The 17448-nt window shown below is 63.6% G+C and carries 16 protein-coding genes and 1 pseudogene; 12 read left to right on the forward strand and 5 right to left on the reverse strand.

The window, feature by feature from the left end:
* The first annotated feature begins 30 nt into the window (after positions 1–30).
* The gene (locus IEX41_RS10365; RefSeq protein WP_188790184.1) at positions 31–282 is read left to right on the forward strand and encodes a hypothetical protein; all 252 of its coding nucleotides are present in this window, start codon (positions 31–33) and stop codon (positions 280–282) included.
* Between the two features lie 65 nt (positions 283–347).
* Here the strand turns inward: IEX41_RS10365 and IEX41_RS10370 are convergent, their stop codons facing one another.
* Both IEX41_RS10370 and IEX41_RS10375 read right to left on the reverse strand, forming a co-directional pair.
* Complete coding sequence (locus IEX41_RS10370) at positions 348–1700, reverse strand: sensor histidine kinase (RefSeq protein ID WP_188790185.1); 1353 nt, start codon at positions 1698–1700, stop codon at positions 348–350.
* A complete protein-coding gene (locus IEX41_RS10375) occupies positions 1697–2368 on the reverse strand; it encodes a response regulator transcription factor (protein ID WP_188790186.1) in 672 nt (223 codons plus the stop codon). The genes IEX41_RS10370 and IEX41_RS10375 overlap by 4 nt, the downstream gene beginning before the upstream one ends.
* Positions 2369–2514: 146 nt before the next feature.
* Between IEX41_RS10375 and IEX41_RS10380 the strand changes: the two genes are divergently transcribed.
* From IEX41_RS10380 to IEX41_RS10405, 6 genes are all read left to right on the forward strand, one after another.
* Entirely contained in the window at positions 2515–3591 is a 1077-nt protein-coding gene (locus tag IEX41_RS10380) for a type 2 periplasmic-binding domain-containing protein (protein ID WP_188790187.1), read from the forward strand.
* A gap of 91 nt (positions 3592–3682) precedes the next feature.
* Positions 3683–5713 carry a tripartite tricarboxylate transporter permease gene (locus IEX41_RS10385; protein WP_188790188.1) on the forward strand — a complete coding sequence of 677 codons (2031 nt, stop codon included), beginning with the start codon at positions 3683–3685 and terminating at the stop codon, positions 5711–5713.
* 18 nt (positions 5714–5731) lie between these two features.
* Positions 5732–6820: a 4-oxalomesaconate tautomerase gene (locus tag IEX41_RS10390; protein WP_188790189.1), complete on the forward strand. Its 1089-nt coding sequence runs from the start codon at positions 5732–5734 to the stop codon at positions 6818–6820.
* 1 nt (position 6821) lies between these two features.
* Positions 6822–7637 carry a universal stress protein gene (locus IEX41_RS10395; protein WP_188790190.1) on the forward strand — a complete coding sequence of 272 codons (816 nt, stop codon included), beginning with the start codon at positions 6822–6824 and terminating at the stop codon, positions 7635–7637.
* Between the two features lie 16 nt (positions 7638–7653).
* The gene (locus tag IEX41_RS10400; protein WP_188790191.1) at positions 7654–7812 is read left to right on the forward strand and encodes a hypothetical protein; all 159 of its coding nucleotides are present in this window, start codon (positions 7654–7656) and stop codon (positions 7810–7812) included.
* A 9-nt stretch (positions 7813–7821) separates the two neighbouring features.
* Positions 7822–8796: a D-2-hydroxyacid dehydrogenase family protein gene (locus IEX41_RS10405; RefSeq protein WP_188790192.1), complete on the forward strand. Its 975-nt coding sequence runs from the start codon at positions 7822–7824 to the stop codon at positions 8794–8796.
* Here the strand turns inward: IEX41_RS10405 and IEX41_RS10410 are convergent.
* Positions 8771–9796 carry an AbrB family transcriptional regulator gene (locus tag IEX41_RS10410; RefSeq protein WP_188790505.1) on the reverse strand — a complete coding sequence of 342 codons (1026 nt, stop codon included), beginning with the start codon at positions 9794–9796 and terminating at the stop codon, positions 8771–8773. The genes IEX41_RS10405 and IEX41_RS10410 overlap by 26 nt on opposite strands.
* Before the next feature lie 114 nt (positions 9797–9910).
* Between IEX41_RS10410 and IEX41_RS10415 the strand changes: the two genes are divergently transcribed.
* The 3 genes from IEX41_RS10415 to tcuB are packed head-to-tail and all read left to right on the forward strand — an operon-like array spanning position 9911 to position 13033.
* The gene (locus tag IEX41_RS10415; RefSeq protein ID WP_188790193.1) at positions 9911–10591 is read left to right on the forward strand and encodes a GntR family transcriptional regulator; all 681 of its coding nucleotides are present in this window, start codon (positions 9911–9913) and stop codon (positions 10589–10591) included.
* Positions 10588–11982, forward strand: coding sequence for an FAD-dependent tricarballylate dehydrogenase TcuA (gene tcuA, locus IEX41_RS10420; RefSeq protein ID WP_188790194.1), 1395 nt, complete (start codon positions 10588–10590; stop codon positions 11980–11982). Before IEX41_RS10415 ends, tcuA begins: the two co-directional genes overlap by 4 nt.
* A complete protein-coding gene (gene tcuB, locus IEX41_RS10425; RefSeq protein WP_188790506.1) occupies positions 11972–13033 on the forward strand; it encodes a tricarballylate utilization 4Fe-4S protein TcuB in 1062 nt (353 codons plus the stop codon). The genes tcuA and tcuB overlap by 11 nt, the downstream gene beginning before the upstream one ends.
* 272 nt (positions 13034–13305) lie before the next feature.
* Here tcuB and IEX41_RS10430 read toward each other — a convergent pair.
* Positions 13306–14214: pseudogene (locus IEX41_RS10430) on the reverse strand (transposase); the annotation flags it as partial.
* A gap of 273 nt (positions 14215–14487) precedes the next feature.
* Entirely contained in the window at positions 14488–14943 is a 456-nt protein-coding gene (locus tag IEX41_RS10435) for a hypothetical protein (RefSeq protein ID WP_188790196.1), read from the reverse strand.
* Between the two features lie 202 nt (positions 14944–15145).
* On the opposite strand from IEX41_RS10435, the gene IEX41_RS10440 reads away from it, so the two are divergent.
* On the forward strand, positions 15146–15811 hold the full coding sequence (locus tag IEX41_RS10440) for a potassium channel family protein (protein ID WP_188790197.1): 666 nt from the start codon (positions 15146–15148) through the stop codon (positions 15809–15811).
* A gap of 39 nt (positions 15812–15850) precedes the next feature.
* Complete coding sequence (locus tag IEX41_RS10445) at positions 15851–17158, forward strand: TrkH family potassium uptake protein (RefSeq protein WP_188790198.1); 1308 nt, start codon at positions 15851–15853, stop codon at positions 17156–17158.
* Positions 17159–17448 lie beyond the last annotated feature (290 nt).

Raw genomic sequence — 17448 nt, forward strand, 5'->3', positions numbered from 1 at the left:
GCTTTGCCTTAATGTTCTCCTACTCCGGCGGTGCTGCTGCAGGAAAGATGGCTCGACATCATCCATGTGGCCGTGACGGCAGTGGTCGGCACCGACCTGCTGTCCCGCGCGGTGCAGGGATGGCTCTTCAGTCATGCCGGTGCGCTGCTTCGGACGGCGCTTGCCATCGGCGGACTAACCATGATCGTGGCTGGCTGGACCAACGCACGCCGTCATTCTGGCCGAGGCCCAGAGCAGCTGGTCGTGGTGGCGCGTGCAACCGGTGTGGCCCCTGTCGCCTAGCGAAAGCTGAGAGTGAATATCGAGTGGGGCGTATTTCAGCATGCCCCATCCATCGGTTCAGGCGATCAGGCGCGCGGCAGCACCAGCCTCACGGTCAGCCCGCCGGTCCCGCTGTCAAGGCGCACATTGCCGCCGTGCCGCTGCACTATCTGTTCAACGATGGCCAGCCCCAGACCCGATCCCTCACCGTTGCGCAACTGTGAGAAGCGCCGAAAGGCGGCGTCCGTCTGATCCTCGGGGATACCCTCGCCGTCGTCTTCGATCAGCACGACGCATTTGTCGCCGTCTGGCAGTGTGCGGACCGCAATGCTGCGCAGGTCCGGTCCGCCGTGTATCAACGCGTTCTCCAACAGGTTCATGACAGCTTCGCCCAGAAGCATCGGGTTGCCCGCGACCACCAGCGGATCGGGTGCGGTGTCCATAACGAAGCCGAGATCCCGTGACAGCGCCTTGGGCGCGAAGTTGCGACAGGTCTCCTCGACAACCGTGTTCAGATCAAGGGGGCCCATCACTGTCCCGGTATCGTAGCGCAGCCGTTCCAGTGACAGCAGCTGTTCCGACAGCCGGGCGGACCAGCGGGCCGCCTTGATCAGTTCGTGATGACGCGCGGTGCGCGCCGCCGGGTCGCGCACGTCGGGCAGGGTTTCGGCCAGGGCCAGCACAGCAGCGGCCGGATTGCGCAGCTGATGCGCTGCATCCGAGATGAAGGCCTGATGCGTTTCGATGCTGTATTGTACCTGTCCAAACAGGCGGTTGAGTGTAGAAACGATGCCTGACACCTCTTTCGGGACAGCACGGCGGATTGGCCCCAGATCGTCCGGTGAGCGTTTGCGGATCGCCTCCTGCAGGTTGTTGAGCGGGCGCAGCCCGATCTGCACGCCGAACCAGATCACCAGCGCCAGCGCTGTCATCAGACCAGCGATGAGCGCCGCAGCGCGCAGGGCGAGTTCCCGCGCAAAGGCGCGACGTTCGCTGACGCGCTGCCAGACCGTGACGACAGTCTCGCCGGAGAGGTTGCCGATGGTGCGGCTTTCGATCAGGCGTAGCACGCGCATTTCTTCGCCCCGGTATTGCGCGACGTAATAGAAGGGCACGTCGTGCTCGACCTTCGTTTCCGGGCGGGGAGGGTAGGCGTAGCCGGTGACGTAGATGCCGCCCGGCCCGGTGACATGGTAGAACAGCTCGCCGCCGCCCGCGTCCGAGATCACGCGGCGCGTGCCGGGCGACAGCGCATCGCCTTCAGAGATCGCCACATCGCGCGAAATCGCCAGTGCTGCGGACAGCAGGCTACGGTCAAAGAGCTCTTCAGAGGTGTGCTGTGCCACATAGAAGCGCCACCAGCCCAACATGATGGACACCACAAGCAGCGGCGGCAGGATTACGAGGACCAGCCGCATCCGCAGCGACAGCGCCTTCATGGGGCGACGATCTCGAGCATGTAGCCAAGTCCGCGGGCTGTCTTGATCTTGATCCCGAAGGGGTCGAGCCTTTTACGCAGGCGCGAGACATGCGGCTCGATCACGCTGTCTTCGGCGTCCGATCCAGTGCCATAGACATGTGTGATCAGTTGCGCCTTGGATACGATCCGGCCGCGCCGTTCCAGCAGGCATTCCAGGGTGGCGATCTCCTTGCGGGGGATGTCCAGCGGCGACTCGTCCTGCAACAGCTGGCGGGATAATCGGTCAAAGATGAGTGGTCCAAGGGGGTCGCGCGCGCTGAATTCAAGCTCCTTGCGCCGCGCCATGGCGCGCAGCCGCGCCTCCAGTTCGTCCATCTCGAAGGGTTTCGTAAGGTAATCATCCGCCCCGGCGTCCAGCCCCGCCACACGCTCTGCGGTCTCGGATCGGGCGGTCAGCAAGATCACGGGCGTGCCGTCGCCCCTGCGGCGCAGTGCCCGCAAGACATCAATTCCATCCATGCCGGGCAGGTTCAGATCCAGGACTACAAGGTCTGCGCCCTCCCGCGACAGGAAAGCATCCGCCTCCGTTCCATCATGCAGAAGGTCCACCGCATGGCCCCGGTCCTTCAACCTGAAGGCGATGCCTTGGGCGAGGGCTTCGTTGTCTTCGATGACGGCAATGCGCATGGTTACTACTTCGTCATGTTGCGCAAGTTTCGCGCAAGGTTTGAACGGCAAGATAGCACCGCTGGAGGAGGGAATCATTCCCTTGAGATAAAAACAGAGTGTGCCGGCCCGTGGTCGGCATCCGCAAGGTCTATGGGAGGACACCAATGACCATCAAGCAACTTGCAACCTCGGTTGCGGCAGCCACACTGATTGCAGCCCCGGCGCTGGCCGAAGTCGACATGTCCGGGAAGACGATCGAATGGGTGATCCCGTTCTCGGAAACCGGCGGATCTGCTAAATGGGGGAACTTCTTCGCGCCGCTTTTGTCCGAAGAACTGCCGGGCAACCCGACCGTCGTGGTGAAATTCATGCCGGGTGCAGGCTCGACCAAGGGGGCGAACTGGTTCCAGGAGCAGGAATACGACGACGGCACGCTGCTGTTCGGCACCTCCGGCTCGACCCAGTTCCCCTACCTGCTGGGCGATCCGCGTGTGCGCTATGAATACAGCGACTGGGTGCCGGTCATGGCCTCGGGCACCGGCGGCGTGGCCTACCTGAACACCGAGGACGGCGAGAAATTCGACGGTTCGGCCAACAACCTTCAAGACATCGACTTCATCTACGGCTCGCAGGGCGCGACGCGCCTCGACTTGGTGCCGCTGCTGGCCTGGGAAATGCTGGGCATGAACGTGGAGCCGGTTTTCGGCATTAAGGGGCGTGGTGACGGCCGCCTGATGTTTGAACGCGGCGAGGCGACGATCGACTACCAGACGTCGTCGGGCTACCTCGGTGCCTCGGCGGATCTGGCCGAGCAAGGCAAGGCTGTGCCGATGATGACCTGGGGCGCACTGGACGACGACGGCAACATCGTGCGCGACCCCACCTTCCCGGATATCCCCACCTTCAAGGAAGTCTGCGAGGCCACCGATGGCTGCGAGACCTCCGGCGAGGCATGGGACGCGTGGAAAGCCTTTTTCGTGGCCGGGTTCCCGGTGCAGAAGATCGCCTTCCTCCCCGCGGGCACCCCGGATGACGTCGCCGCGACCTTTGCAGAGGCCTTTGACGCGGTGCGCTCGCGCGACGACTTCGCCACCATCGCGGCAAAGCAGGTGGGCAAGTACGAGGTGTTCGTCGGCGAAGGCGCCAAGCGCGCCACCGAAACCGGCACTACCGTGTCGCCGGAGGCCAAGGCCTACGTCCAGAGTTGGCTGCAAGAAGCCTATGGCGTGACGCTGAAATAAGCGCCGTTTCGGACGGTCCCGCCGCGCGGCCTCTGGCCTGACGCGGGACCGTCCTCCTCCTTTCTTCACAACTTAAACGAAAGCCGGTGTGATGGACCTTTTCGTCACCGCCCTGCCTGCGCTTGGCCAGGCATGGGCCATGATCTTGCAACCTGCCGTCCTGGGCTACCTTGTCCTTGGCGTCGTCATGGGCCTTGCCGTAGGGGTCTTCCCCGGGCTTGGCGGCATCGCGGGCCTGTCGCTGCTTCTGCCGTTCATGTTCGGCATGGACCCGGTGCTGGGGCTGGCACTGATGGTGGGGATGGTGGCCGTCGTGCCGACCTCCGACACCTTTGCGTCGGTGCTGATGGGCATTCCCGGCAGTTCGGCGTCACAGGCGACGGTGCTGGACGGATTTCCGCTGGCGAAAAAGGGGCAGGCGGCGCGGGCGCTGTCGGCAGCCTTTACCTCGTCACTGTTCGGCGGGCTGGTCGGTGCGGCCTTCCTGACGCTGTTCATCGTGGTGGCGCGGCCGCTGGTGCTGGCCTTCGGACTGCCGGAAATGCTGATGATCTCGATCCTCGGCCTGTCCATGGTGGCGGTTCTGGCGGGGCGCGTTGCGCTCAAGGGCCTTGCGGCAGCCGGTCTGGGCATGCTGATCGGGACCATCGGCGAGGCCGACGCGGGCGGCAGCCTGCGCATGGCCACCTATGACATTCCCTACCTGACCGACGGGCTGCAGCTGGTGATCGTGGGCCTTGGCGTCTTTGCCGTGCCGGAGATCGTCAGCCTGCTGCGCCAGGATCGCGCTATTGCCAAGAACGCCGAACTCGGCGCCGGCTGGGGCGACGGTGTGCGCGACTGGGTCGCCAACAAGTGGCTGTCGCTGCGCTGCTCACTGATCGGCGTGGTCGTGGGTGTGATCCCCGGCCTCGGCGGGTCTGTCGTAGATTGGATCGCCTACGGCCACGCGGTGCAGACCACCAAGGACAAGTCGAACTTCGGTAAGGGCGAGATCCGCGGCGTCGTCGGGCCGGAAAGCTCCAACAACGCCAAGGAAGGCGGCGGGCTGGTGCCGACGCTGCTGTTCGGCATCCCCGGTTCTGGGTCGATGGCGATCTTCATCGGGGCGATTGCCCTGCTAGGTTCGGGCGACATCGAAGTCGGCCCGTCGATGCTGCGTGACAATCTCGACATCACCTATTCCATCGTCTGGCTGCTGGCGCTGGCAAACGTGGTCGGCACATTGCTCTGCATCGCGGCCTCGGGCGGGATCGCACGTCTGACCACGATCCGCTTCACCTATCTCGCTCCGTTCCTGTTCATGTTGATCAGCTTCGCCGCGTTCCAGTCTGGCCAGAACTTCGAAGACATCCTCGCGCTGTTTGCTATCGGTCTGATCGGCATCTTCCTGCGACGCTTCGACTGGTCGCGTCCGGCCTTCCTGATCGGCTTCGTGCTGTCCAATCCGGTCGAGAAATTCTCCAACCAGGCGTTCCAGATCGCGTCCTTCCGCTTTCGCGACTCGTTCGAGGCAGGGATGCAATACATCTTCTCGCCGATTGTCATCGTGCTGCTGATCATCACGGTGGTGTCGGTGGTGCTGGGTCTGCGGCAGGCGAAATCCATCATGGCCGAGGGCGACGTCCAAGCCGGATCAAAGCGCGCGCCGCTGGTCTTCCTGATGGTTCTTCTGGCCTATGTCGTGGCCGCGCTGATCAATGCGAGCATGATCCCCGACTACAACATGACCGACAAGATCGTGCCATTGGTCGTGGGGGGCATCACGCTGGCTGCCGTGCTGATCGTGCTGGTGCAGATGCTGCTGCGCCCGGAGACCGACAGCATCTTCGCCGACAAGGAAATGGCCGGAGAGGACGCCGACGCGCCCTATGGGTTGTGGTCGACGCTGGCGTGGTTCGTGGGGCTGATCGCGGCAACCTATGTGCTTGGCTTCATTCTCGCGCTGCTGGGCTTCCTTGTGTCGTTCCTGCGGGTGCGCGCGCAGGCGGGCTGGCCGAAGACGCTGATCCTCACCGCCGCAGGCATCGCGCTGATGTGCGTGATGGCCGGGGCACTGAACCGTGATTTCCCGCCGGGACTGCTGCAGGACGTGACCGACCTGCCGTGGCCGCTGAACTGATCCAACAGGATGACTGACATGACACAGACAGGGATTCCCTACGTCTTCATGCGCGGGGGCACCTCGCGCGGGCCTTACTTCAACCGCGCCGATCTGCCTCAGGACCGCGAGACGCTGTCCGAGGTGCTGCTGGCGGTCGTCGGATCGGGCCACGTGATCAACATCGACGGCATTGGCGGCGGTGTCGCCGTGACGACCAAGGTGGCGATGCTCTCGCCATCAGACGATGACTGGGCCGACGTGGATTACTTCTTTGCCCAAGTCTCGGTCGAGGACCGGCTGGTGGACTACAAACCCACCTGTGGCAACATCCTGTCGGGCGTCGGGCCGGCAGCGGTAGAGATGGGGCTGGTCGCGCCCACGGGCGACGAGACAGAGGTCCGCATCCGCGCCGTCAACACCGACGCGCGCGTGCTGGCGCGGGTCCAGACGCCGGGCGGCGCGATGCGCTACGGCGGAGACGCGGCGATTGCCGGGGTGCCTGGCACGGCGGCGCCCATTGCGCTGAACTTCATGGGCGTGGTGGGATCGTCCACCGGCGCGTTCCTCCCCACAGGCAACCTGCGCGACAGCTTCGACGGGATTGAGGTCACCTGCATGGATGTGGCCATGCCCATGGTCATCGCCCGCGCAGCGGATTTCGGCCTGACCGGCTATGAAAGCGTTCAGGAGCTGGACGACAACCGCGACTTCTTTGCCCGGATGGAGGCGGTGCGCCTGCAGGCAGGTGCCGCGATGGGTATGGGCGACGTGGCGCAATCGGTGACGCCAAAATTCGGCCTGCTGGCCCCGGCACGGGACGGCGGCACGATATGCACCCGCTACTTCATGCCGTGGACAACGCATCCTTCGATGGCGGTGACCGGATCGCAATGCCTTGCCTCCTGCGCATTGACGCCGGGGACCGTTGCGGATGGTTTGCTGGACCGCCCGGTACAGAGCCCGGCCAATGTCGTGCTGGAACATGCCTCCGGCACCATCGAGGTGCTGGTGGATTTCGAACTGAACAATCAGTTCAAGCTCAACTCTGCGGGGCTGCTGCGGACCGCACGCAAGCTGGCGGATGGCCACGTCTATGTCCCCGCAACCGTCTGGGGAGGGCACTGACATGCCGGTGATGAACCTTCTGGTGGCCTTCAACGGGTCGGATGGGTCGGTGGCGGCCCTGCGCTATGCGGCGGCGCTCGCGAAACGCTTCGACGCCCATGTGACGGCCATGCTGGCGCATACGACACATGAGGTGATCGATAGCCGGTCCCGCTGGATCCCACGCGAGGCCCGCGCTCTGCTGGAGGCCGCCAGCACTGGCCTGCTGCAGGACATCGAGGCGCGCTTCGAAACCGAGCGCGCGGCGCTGGGGCTTGCCAATGCGCTCCAGCTCAAGGGGGTGACGGGGCGTGTCGATGCCGTGCTGTCGGAGGCCGCGCGGCATTACGACATGCTCGTTGTAGGCAACCATTCCGACACCGATGACGAGCACGTCACCTTGCATCCGGATCGCATCGCATTGCTGTCGGGGCGCCCGGTGATCGTCGTCCCGCGTGGCTATGACGCGGGCGCCGATCACGGCCATGCGGCGCTTGTGTGGGACGGCGGGCGTGCCGCGGCGCGTGCCCTGTCGGACAGCCTGCGCCTGCTTGAAGACGATGGCCAGGTCAGCGTTCTGACGGTCGGGCCGCGCCGGGACTGGCCGGTGGAGGATCTTCTGCGCCATCTCGAGCGGCACGGCGTCAGCGCCGTTCACGAAGACTGGCCGAGCACCCATCCCGTCGCCGAAACATTGCTGACGTGGTGTGGCAAGCACGACCCATCGCTGCTGGTGCTCGGAGCCTATGAGCATTCCAAGTTCCGTGAGGATTTCCTGGGGGGCGTAACATCGGAGATCCTGTCGCACACCACGATCCCCGTCCTCCTCTCCCATTGACGTCAAGGAGCCAGATATGAACGATTTCGAACACATCAGCCGCATCCGTCAGGAGCTGGAAGCCCTGCGCAAGGATCTGTGTCACCGCATGGAGCAGGCGCAGGACCAGGGTGATCTGAACCTCCTGCACGAGCGCGTCAGCCGGGCGATCAAGGCGCTTTCGGGACAAGGCTGAAGGCGTGCTATGAAGGTCCATATCCTCGATGACTGGTTCGATACGCTGCGTGGTCTGCCGTGCTTTGACCTGCTGAAAGGCCATGACGTCACGGTCTGGACCGATCATGAGCCCGATCCGGTGAAGCTGGCGGAACGGCTGGCTCAGGCAGACTGCGTCGTGCTCTTCCGTGAGCGGACACAGGTTACCGGGGAACTGCTGCAACGGCTGCCCAGGCTGCGTCTGATCTCGCAGCGTGGGCAGTATCCGCATGTGGACGTGGAGGCCTGTACCGACCATGGCGTTTTGCTGTGTTCCAACAGGGGCGGCGAGGGCGCAAACCACGCAGCGGCCGAGCTGACATTTGCCCTGATCCTGTCCGCCATGCGCCAGTTGCCACAGCAAATGGCTAGTGCGAAGGCGGGCGGCTGGCAGATGGGGGTGGGGCGCAGCCTGCGGGGACGCCGGTTGGGCCTCTATGGCTACGGACGCATCGGGCGAGCCCTGGCAGACTACGCCCGTGCCTTCGGAATGGAGGTGGTCTGGTGGTCGTCAGAGGCAGGCCGGGCGCGGGCAGAGGCGGATGGCCAGACGATTGCCACCTCGCGCAAGGCGTTCTTTGCAGACAGTGACGTGGTCTCCCTGCATCTGCGGCTGACGCCGGAGACGCGCGGCATCGTCACCGCACAGGATTTGGCGGCGATGGGGCCGCGCGCCGTGTTGGTAAACACCTCGCGGGCCGGCCTGATCGCGCCCGGCGCTCTGTTACAGACGCTGGATGCCGGGCGGCCGGGGATGGCGGCGGTGGATGTCTTCGACAGCGAACCGCTGACCGACGCGACTGATGCGCTGCTGTCCCATCCCAACCTGATCGCCACGCCGCATATCGGTTTTGTCACTGAAGACGAGTTCGACAAGCAGTTTGCCGATATCTTCGAACAGGTGAACGCCTATGCGGCGGGCGCGCCGATCCACATGATCAACCCTTCCGTCGTCGCGCGATAAGCCCCGCCACCACGGGCGCGCCGACGATCACGATCACGATGCGCGTCAGGTGGTGCGTGATGACGAATCCCAAGTCTGCGCCGGTCACGATGGCCAGCACCGTCATCTCGGCCTGACCGCCGGGCGCAAAGGCAAGGAAGGCCGGCACCGGATCGCCGAGACCAAGGCCCGTGACCAAGGCGGTGAACCCCGCCGCGAGCAGCGCCAGCAGCAGCACATAGGCCATGCCCGCCGCGACCACGCGTGTCAGCTCGCGCCATGTCACGCCGAGGAAATGGATGCCAATACCGCAGCCGATAAAGAACTGCGCCGCGAGGATTGCCTCTGCCGGGGGACGGAAATGGACCACGCCGGTCAAGGACAGCATTGCCGTGACGATCATCGGACCGAGAATCGAGGCCCCGAAGAGGCCGATGCGCTCTCCTCCTTTCCAGCCGATCACCGCCGCCAGCCCCATGATCGCCAGCTCGTGCCATGGCAGATCCGCCACCGGCGCACCGATTGGATTGCTCAGCTCAGCACCGTAAAAGTGCCCGAGGAAGAGCGGCGCGAGCGTCACGATCAGCAGCACACGGGTTGCGTGGATGAGTGACAGGGCGCGCGGATTGCCACCCGCTTCTGTGCCGAAGATGACCATGTCCTGCAGGCCGCCCGGCATCGCCGCGTAATAGGCGGTGGGCAGGTCAAAGCCCCAGATTCGCCGAAAGAACGGCACGCCCACCACTGCGATCACCGCAATGAAGATAGGCACCAGTGCCACCGACATTGCCATGCGCGGCAGCTCTGCAATCACCTCTGGCGTGATCGACGCACCCACGGCCACACCGAGGATCGTGCGGGCTGCGACGGACACCTGCCCGAAGCCTTTCAGCGGCAGATGCAGAAGCGCCCCGGCCAGGCAGAAGGCCATGGGCCCAAAGAGGAAGGGCAGGGGAAGGCCGAGCCACCAGAACAGCCCGGTGCCAAGGGCTGCTATCACGAAGGTCAGCGCGCGGCGCATGTGGGGCTGTGTGAGATGTTGGCGCAAAACGTCCTCCGAATGGCTTGACGTGAAAATGAATACGCTTGTATCCAGTTGGATACAAGAATCGATTTGAGCGAATGGAGGGTGACCATGACAGCCGACGACGGCACGCCACAGGGCAACAGCGCCTATGCGCGCCTGCTCATGGAGCTGCGCGAGGGACGCCTGAACCCGGGTGACCGTCTGCGCGAAACTGAATTGGCAGAGCGTCTGGGCATGTCGCGCACCCCGGTGCGCGAGGCCATCCGTCAGCTCGAGGCGGACGGGATCGTCACCCATTTGCCCCGGCAGGGCGCGAGCATCCGCAGCCTCGACTACGCAGAGGTCATGGAGCTTTACGAGATGCGCGCCGTGCTCGAAGGCACCGCCGCTCGGCTGGCCACGCGGGCGGCCTCGGATATCGAGATCGAGGAGCTTTTTGACATGAACCGACAGATGAAATCGCTTGGCAGCGCGCCAGAGGCTTTCATCCTGAACCGACAGTTTCATGCCGCGCTGCTGGATGCCTCCAAGAACCGATTTCTCACGCGGTCGATCCACGCGCTGCAACGCGCGTTGATGATCCTCGGCCCGACGACCCTTACCGAACCGGACCGGGCCGAGAAGGCGGTGGAAGAGCATTTCGGTGTGCTCGATGCGATCAAGGCGCGCGACGGCAGCCTGGCCGAGGCCGCCATGCGCGCCCACATCGAGGCAGCCCAGCGCGTCCGCGTTCGGGCCCTGCGCGCCCGTCCTGATCAAACGCCCAGCTATGATGGAGACCTGCTGTGACCTCTGACAGTCCAGACATCACTATCATCGGCGGCGGCAATGCGGCCCTCTGTGCAGCCATCACCGCAGCCGAGGCCGGTGCGCGCGTGCTGATCCTCGAAACCGCGCCAAAACCCTATCGCGGCGGAAACTCCCGCCACACCCGCAATTTTCGCTGCATGCACCACGGCCCGCTCGGGCCGCTGGTAGATAGCTACACCGAAGAAGAATACCTCGCCGATCTGATGAAGGTCACCGGGGGCAAGACCGACGAAGGCCTCGCACGGCTGGCCATCCGCTCCTCTGAAGAGTGCCTGCCATGGATGCAGGAACACGGCGTGCGCTTTCAGCCGTCGCTGTCCGGCACGTTGTCATTGGCACGCACGAATGCCTTTTTCCTTGGCGGCGGCAAGAGCTTGGTGAATGCCTACTACCGCACCGCCGATCGGCTGGGCGTGCAGGTCGAATACGAGGCCGCGGTCACCCATCTGGACCTCGACGATGATCGCGTGACGCGCATCGACTACACGCAGGACGGCAAGCGCCACTCGATTGCGCCGAAATCCGTCGTCGTTGCGTCGGGCGGGTTCCAGGCCGATACCGACTGGCTTGCGCGTGCATGGGGACCTGCGGCGAAGAACTTCCTCATTCGCGGCACGCCCTACAACCGTGGCGTTGTGCTGGCTGACCTGCTGGATCAGGGCATCGAACAGGTAGGTGACCCGACGCAATGCCACGCCGTGGCCATCGACGGCCGCGCGCCGAAGTTCGACGGCGGCATCGTCACACGGCTGGACTGCGTGCCGTTTTCCATCGTGGTGAACAAGGACGCGCAGCGCTTTTACGACGAAGGCGAAGATGTTTGGCCCAAACGATACGCCATCTGGGGCCGGCTGGTGGCCGCGCAACCCGATCAGGTGGGCTATGTGATCATCGACGCCAAGTCGCTGGAATTGTTCATGCCCTCGGTCTTCCCGCCGATAAAGGCCGACACGCTGGAAGAACTGGCCGACAAGATGGGTCTGCCCGCCGACGCGCTGGTGCAGACCGTGGCCGAGTTCAACAACAGCTGCGGCGACACGTCCCAGTTTCACCCGACCGAGCTGGATGGTGTCTCGACCACCGGCCTCAACCCGCCCAAGACCAACTGGGCCCGCCCGATCACCGAGCCGCCGTTCTACGGCTACTCGCTGCGCACTGGCGTGACCTTCACCTATCTCGGGCTGAAGGTGGATGACCGCGCGCAATGCGCCATCGGCAATCGCCCGGTCACGAACCTCTGGGCCGCCGGGGAAACCATGGCCGGGTCGATCCTCGGCCAAGGCTATCTTGCCGGGTTCGGCATGACCATCGGAACCGTCTTTGGACGCATCGCAGGCAAGGAGGCCGCCGCCCATGCAAATGCAACCTGATCTGCTGCAGGAGGCCCGTCGTCAGGCCGAGATCTGCAACGCCTGCCGTTACTGCGAAGGCTATTGTTCGGTCTTCCCGGCGCTGCATGCCGAACGCGCCTTTGCCGATGGGGATCTGACGCAACTGGCCAACCTGTGCCACAATTGCCGGGGCTGCTATTACGCTTGCCAGTATACGGCCCCCCACGAGTTTGACCTGAACCTGCCACAGGCGCTGGCCAATGTACGGCAGGACAGCTGGGAGGAACTTGCCTTCCCGCGTGCCGCCGGCAAGGCGTTCCAGAAGAATGGCGCGCTGATTGCACTGGTGACGGTGCTGGGATTTTCCCTGCTGTTCTGGGCCGCGCGTGCCCTGGCCTCGGTGGGCGGAGAAGGGTTCTACGCCGTACTGTCCCACAATGCGATGGTTGCCATCTTCCTGCCTGCCTTCCTGTTTCCGCTGGTCAGTATCGGCGTCAGCTTGCGCCGCTACTGGCGGCATGTCGGGGCAGGGCCGTTGCGTCCCGGCCAGGTTCTCGCGGCCTTGCGCAGCGCAGCGCAGATGAAGAACCTGAAGGGCGGGCACGGTGACGGCTGCAATTTCGAGGACGAAGACCGGTTCACCCACGCCCGACGCGCCGTGCATCAGGCGGTGATGTACGGCTTCCTTTTGTGTTTTGCCGCGACCAGCGTCGCAACGGTCATGCACTATGTGTTCGGCATGCCCGCGCCGTACGGGCTGTTTTCCGTGCCGAAACTGTTGGGAATCGCGGGCGGCCTGCTGCTGACCGCGGGCTGCGTCGAGATGATCCGGCTGAAGCTGCGCGCGGATCGCCAGCTTGGCGCGGTGCGCGCCTTTGGCGGCGAGCTTGCCTTCATCGGGTTGCTGGGTTTTGTGGCCTTCAGCGGGCTGGCGCTCTACGCTCTTGGCCAGACCCCTGCGATGCCGGTGCTGCTGGTGCTGCATCTTGGCGCCGTGCTGGCCTTTTTCCTGCTGACGCCCTTCACCAAGATGGCACATGGTTTTTACCGTCTTGCCGCACTGACCCTGGATGCGCAGCGCAAGGGCTGACACCGTCCCGGACCCGACCTGACGGGTCCGGGCGCTCATTCATACCGATGCAGAGCGAGGTGCCAGCCGCAGACCCCGGGTGGCGCCATTGGCAAAGCCTTTCCAGAAACAGTGATCGGCGTGCCGCGGGCCATGGACCAGACGCCGTTCTCTTCTGTTTCAAGGAGGCCGATGAGGGGCGGGACGGCCGCCTCGCCCCTCATGTGCAGATACACGATAGTGCCGCAACGCGTCGCGCAGGATCGCCGATCTTCCGAGAGGTCTGTAGCCGATCAGAATGCCACGGCGGGCAGCCCGGTGGGAGGATTGTCGGCGATGCGGGCCGGGGTTTATGGGTCATGTAATGGCGCGCTACGGCCCGTTCACCTTCGGTCTCCGGCGTCAGCCCGGCAGGCGATGGCTGGAGTGTTGGGAAAGATCCTGATGACATCAGCGCGCCGTTTCACCTCGCGGTTCGTGCGCCTGAGGGGATTGGTTGAAGCGATCTGGGTCCAATGCTCGCGCGGAACGGACATGTTGCACAGGGCATACTCGGGGGAGGTGTCCATCGCTCCGCTGAGCTTCGGCTGTTTCTCGCGAAGGATACCGGCAACGATGCTCCGCTGCGCTTCAGCGCCGGTCCTGCTTTCTTGGGCGAAGATCGTCTTCAGCATCGCCGCCACAGCGGTACGCTGCTTCGCCGGGGGGCGCGCCAGGGCCTTGCACAGCTGGTCAATGCGGGGGCGTTGAATATTTCGGCTACGATTGCCCCCCCGGATCGAGCGTGTAACGCCTCCAGCATGGAAGACGCGTCGCGCAGCGGCCCGTGGCCCCCTGTGATCGTCCCTTGCCCGGCTGGCGATTTGGCATGGCCAAATCTGCTGAGAGGGGTCTTTGACCAGCTTGACGCCCCGCAGCCCACGATCGGTCAGTGACCGAAAGAGCTTCTGCTTTAGAGAGGCTGGTGGCCACGCCCGGAACCTCGCGTTTCCCGCCCACCGCCCGACAGGGCTCTGTGCAGCAAGGTTCCCAGAGGGATCGTTCACGGCTACAACGAGTGTCACTGCCTTGTCCTCCTTCCCTGAGCTCGATATATCTGGCGTCGAGCTGCTGGCAGGTCCACGGCTCTTCAGGGGACGGGCCAGAAAGGCGTCGACGCGCTCGTCGATTTCCATGCAAAACCGGCTGATCTGGCTCTTGGACATGCCACCGGTGGCCCTCTTGGCAGATTGCGTCGCAATCGCCTGCCGGGCAATGCATGGCCTTGACCAGTTCATCAATCCGAGACGCACAAAGACATGGTGAGCGTATATTGCCTTGTGGGGACATGTACGAAGGCCATCAGGCATTGCGTGACCGGGCATCCCGCTATGATAATCCTCTTTCACGGAACGTAATCTCGCGCAGAACAACAGCTGGCTCAAGGCACAGCCCATTCCAGTGCTGAAGCTTCACGGCACTCAGAACAATGAAACTTAAGCTGAGGCAGTAGCAAGCGCGCTCGCATCCTCTGACGCGGAGGCCATGGCTTCGCTGCTCGTTTCGATGTGAAAGGTCACACTGCCCATTTCATTCGCTTGATCCTCTGTTCGCTTGGCGAGGTCCTCGGAGGCCGAGCCAATGTTCTTCGTGTCCGCCTTGATCCGCGTTGTGAGATCCCCTGCCGTCAATTCGGCCAATGCCGTGCTGATTTGCTCCATGACGTTGGATTGTTCCGTTTCCTTTCTCGTCAGGTGTTCCGGGAAGCCATCAGGCTGAGTGGCCGCAATAGCGAGAAGCACAAGTGAGGCGGGCGTCGGGCCGACGGAACGTCCGCCCGCACGGTGCAGGATTTCCGGCAGACCGTTCATCAGTCCGATAGTGAGAAAAGTGGCTTCTGCCTGAAAGGTACGACTTGGCAGAGCCAACACAGGCGCCGCGATCATGGACATGGAAACAACAAAATCATGGTGGCAGAGACCCGCGTCCCGGACTCCCGAGGGACTCGATACATGCGGTGGAGATACCATTGATACTTCACCTTGCGGTTAAGCTGCCCCCATATGCCAGTCGCGGAGGGTAGCTTGCCGCTGGACTGCCAATTGACAGATTTGATGCCCGGGTCTACCTCCTGCAGATTCCAAGGAGGCCGTCATGCCCAAACAGAAGTCTCGTAGTTTCGCCGTCATCGGCCTCGGAACTTTCGGCACAACTGTCGCGTCCGAGCTGGCCCGGTTCGGCAACCATGTACTTGGCGTCGACCTCCAGGAACGCAACGTTTCACGCATCGCTGACACGATTGCCGAGGCGGTGATCGCTGATGGCCGCGACGATCAGGCTCTGCGCGAGGTTGGGGTCGGTAGCTACGATGTTGCCGTTGTCGCCATCGGTGAAGAGCTCGACGCCAACATCCTTTGCACCATGAACGTCAAAATGCTTGGCGTGCCGACGGTCTGGGTGAAGGCGATCAACCGCACGCACCATCGCATCCTGTCCAAGCTTGGTGCCGACAGGGTGATCCTGCCCGAGCAGGAAATCGGTCGCCACATCGCCCAGATGCTGCACAACCCGCTGGTTCGCGATTACGTGAGCCTCGGCAACGGCTTTCACGTGGTGGACTTCCGTGTCCCCCAAAGCCTCGACGGCACGCGTATCGACAAGGTCGGCCTTATCGAGAGGTTCGATCTTCGGGCTCTGGGGCTCATGCGCGGCAGCGACTATGTGGCTTGTCAGGACGGGGCGACCGAACTGAGGGCCGACGACAAGCTGCTGCTGCTCGGACGCAGGGAAAACCTGCGCCGCTTTGCGGACGGGCTCTGAACGCCGATGCGGCCCGTCTGGCCCAAGGGGGTATGGCACATGCAACTGCCCCCGCCCGCGATCCTCGCCGGCCTCTACGCGGTGCTGATCGCCGTAGGTGGCGCTTTGCTGATGCTGCCTGCGGCGACAGCGATGCCGATTGCGTGGTCTGACGCGATCTTCACCGCCGCCTCGGCCGTGACTGTAACCGGCCTCGTGCTGTCGGACACCGGCAGCCAGTTTACCCTGCTCGGGCAGGGGATCATCATGGTGCTGATCCAGCTGGGCGGGCTGGGGCTTATGACCTTTGCGGTGCTGCTGTTGTCCATGCTGGGCCTTCCCGTGACCATCTCGCAGCGCATTTTCCTGCGTGAAGATCTCAACCAGACCTCGATCAGCGACCTGCTCCATCTGGTCCGCATGATCCTCAAGACCGTGCTGGCCTGCGAACTTTTGGGCGTCGCGTTGCTGTCTTGCGTCTTCGTTCCGGAATTCGGCTGGGGCAAGGGACTTTGGCAGGCACTTTTCCATACCGTCTCGGCGTTCAACAACGCGGGGTTTGCGCTCTTTCCCGACAGTTTGTCGCGCTATGTGGGCAACCCTATCGTCAACCTCACAATCCCGGCGCTCTTTATCTTCGGGGGACTGGGGTTCATCGTGGTCACCGAGGCCTACGGCAAGCGCCGCTGGAGGGCGTTCTCGCTGCACACAAAGCTCATGGTGGTCGGCACGCTGGCTCTGATCGTCTGGTCCGTTCTGACATTCGCCGCGCTGGAATGGACCAACCCTGCGACGCTGGGCGGGCTTGCCAGTACCGGTGACAGGCTGTGGGCCAGCTGGTTCCAGGGGGTGACAACCCGCACCGCAGGCTTCAACACCGTCGACATCGGTGGGATCCATGACAGCACTTCGCTGATGTTCATGTCGCTTATGGTAATCGGCGGCGGCAGCACCTCGACCGCCGGGGGAATCAAGGTCACCACCTTCATCGTGCTGCTGCTTGCGACCATTGCCTTCTTCCGCCGCAGCCAGCAGCTTCATGTCTTCGGGCGGAGCATCGGGGCCGAAGAGATCATGAAGGTCTTGGCGCTGACCATGGTAAGCCTGATGACGGTACTGGTCGCGATCTTCCTCGTGACCCTGTCCCACGATGGGAACTTCATCGATCTTGCGTTCGAGGTGACCTCGGCCTTCGGTACGGTCGGATTGTCACGGGGGACCACCGGAGAGCTGGACGGCTTCGGTCGCGCGGTGATCATCGCGGTGATGTTTGTCGGCAGGGTTGGCCCCCTGACCCTGGGTTTCTTCCTTGCAACACGATCCAAGCCACGAGTTGGGTACCCTGCGAGCAAGGTTTATCTCGGGTAGTCCTGCGCAAGAACCTGCTGATACGGGCCCTGACCGAGCCGCTCTTTGGTCGCGACCTCGGTCACGGGCTTCTTGGCGAACGAAAAGAGCGCTCGATGCCTGCTTTCATGGCAATGTCTACCACCCGTTGAGGGTCGTCTATCCTCTCTTCCAGCAAGACCTCCCGATCCAGCGGCACAGATCCAGCAACTGCAGCGGACGGCAGAGAACTCCGCTCTGCAGGCTTCCACCCGCGGAAATGCTGCGCGATCCGGCAGCGGTATAACCGCGGCGGAACACGATGAAGACCG

It is taken from the genome of Salipiger pallidus (genome assembly GCF_014643635.1).
In the GTDB taxonomy this organism is placed as follows: Bacteria; Pseudomonadota; Alphaproteobacteria; order Rhodobacterales; family Rhodobacteraceae; genus Salipiger; species Salipiger pallidus.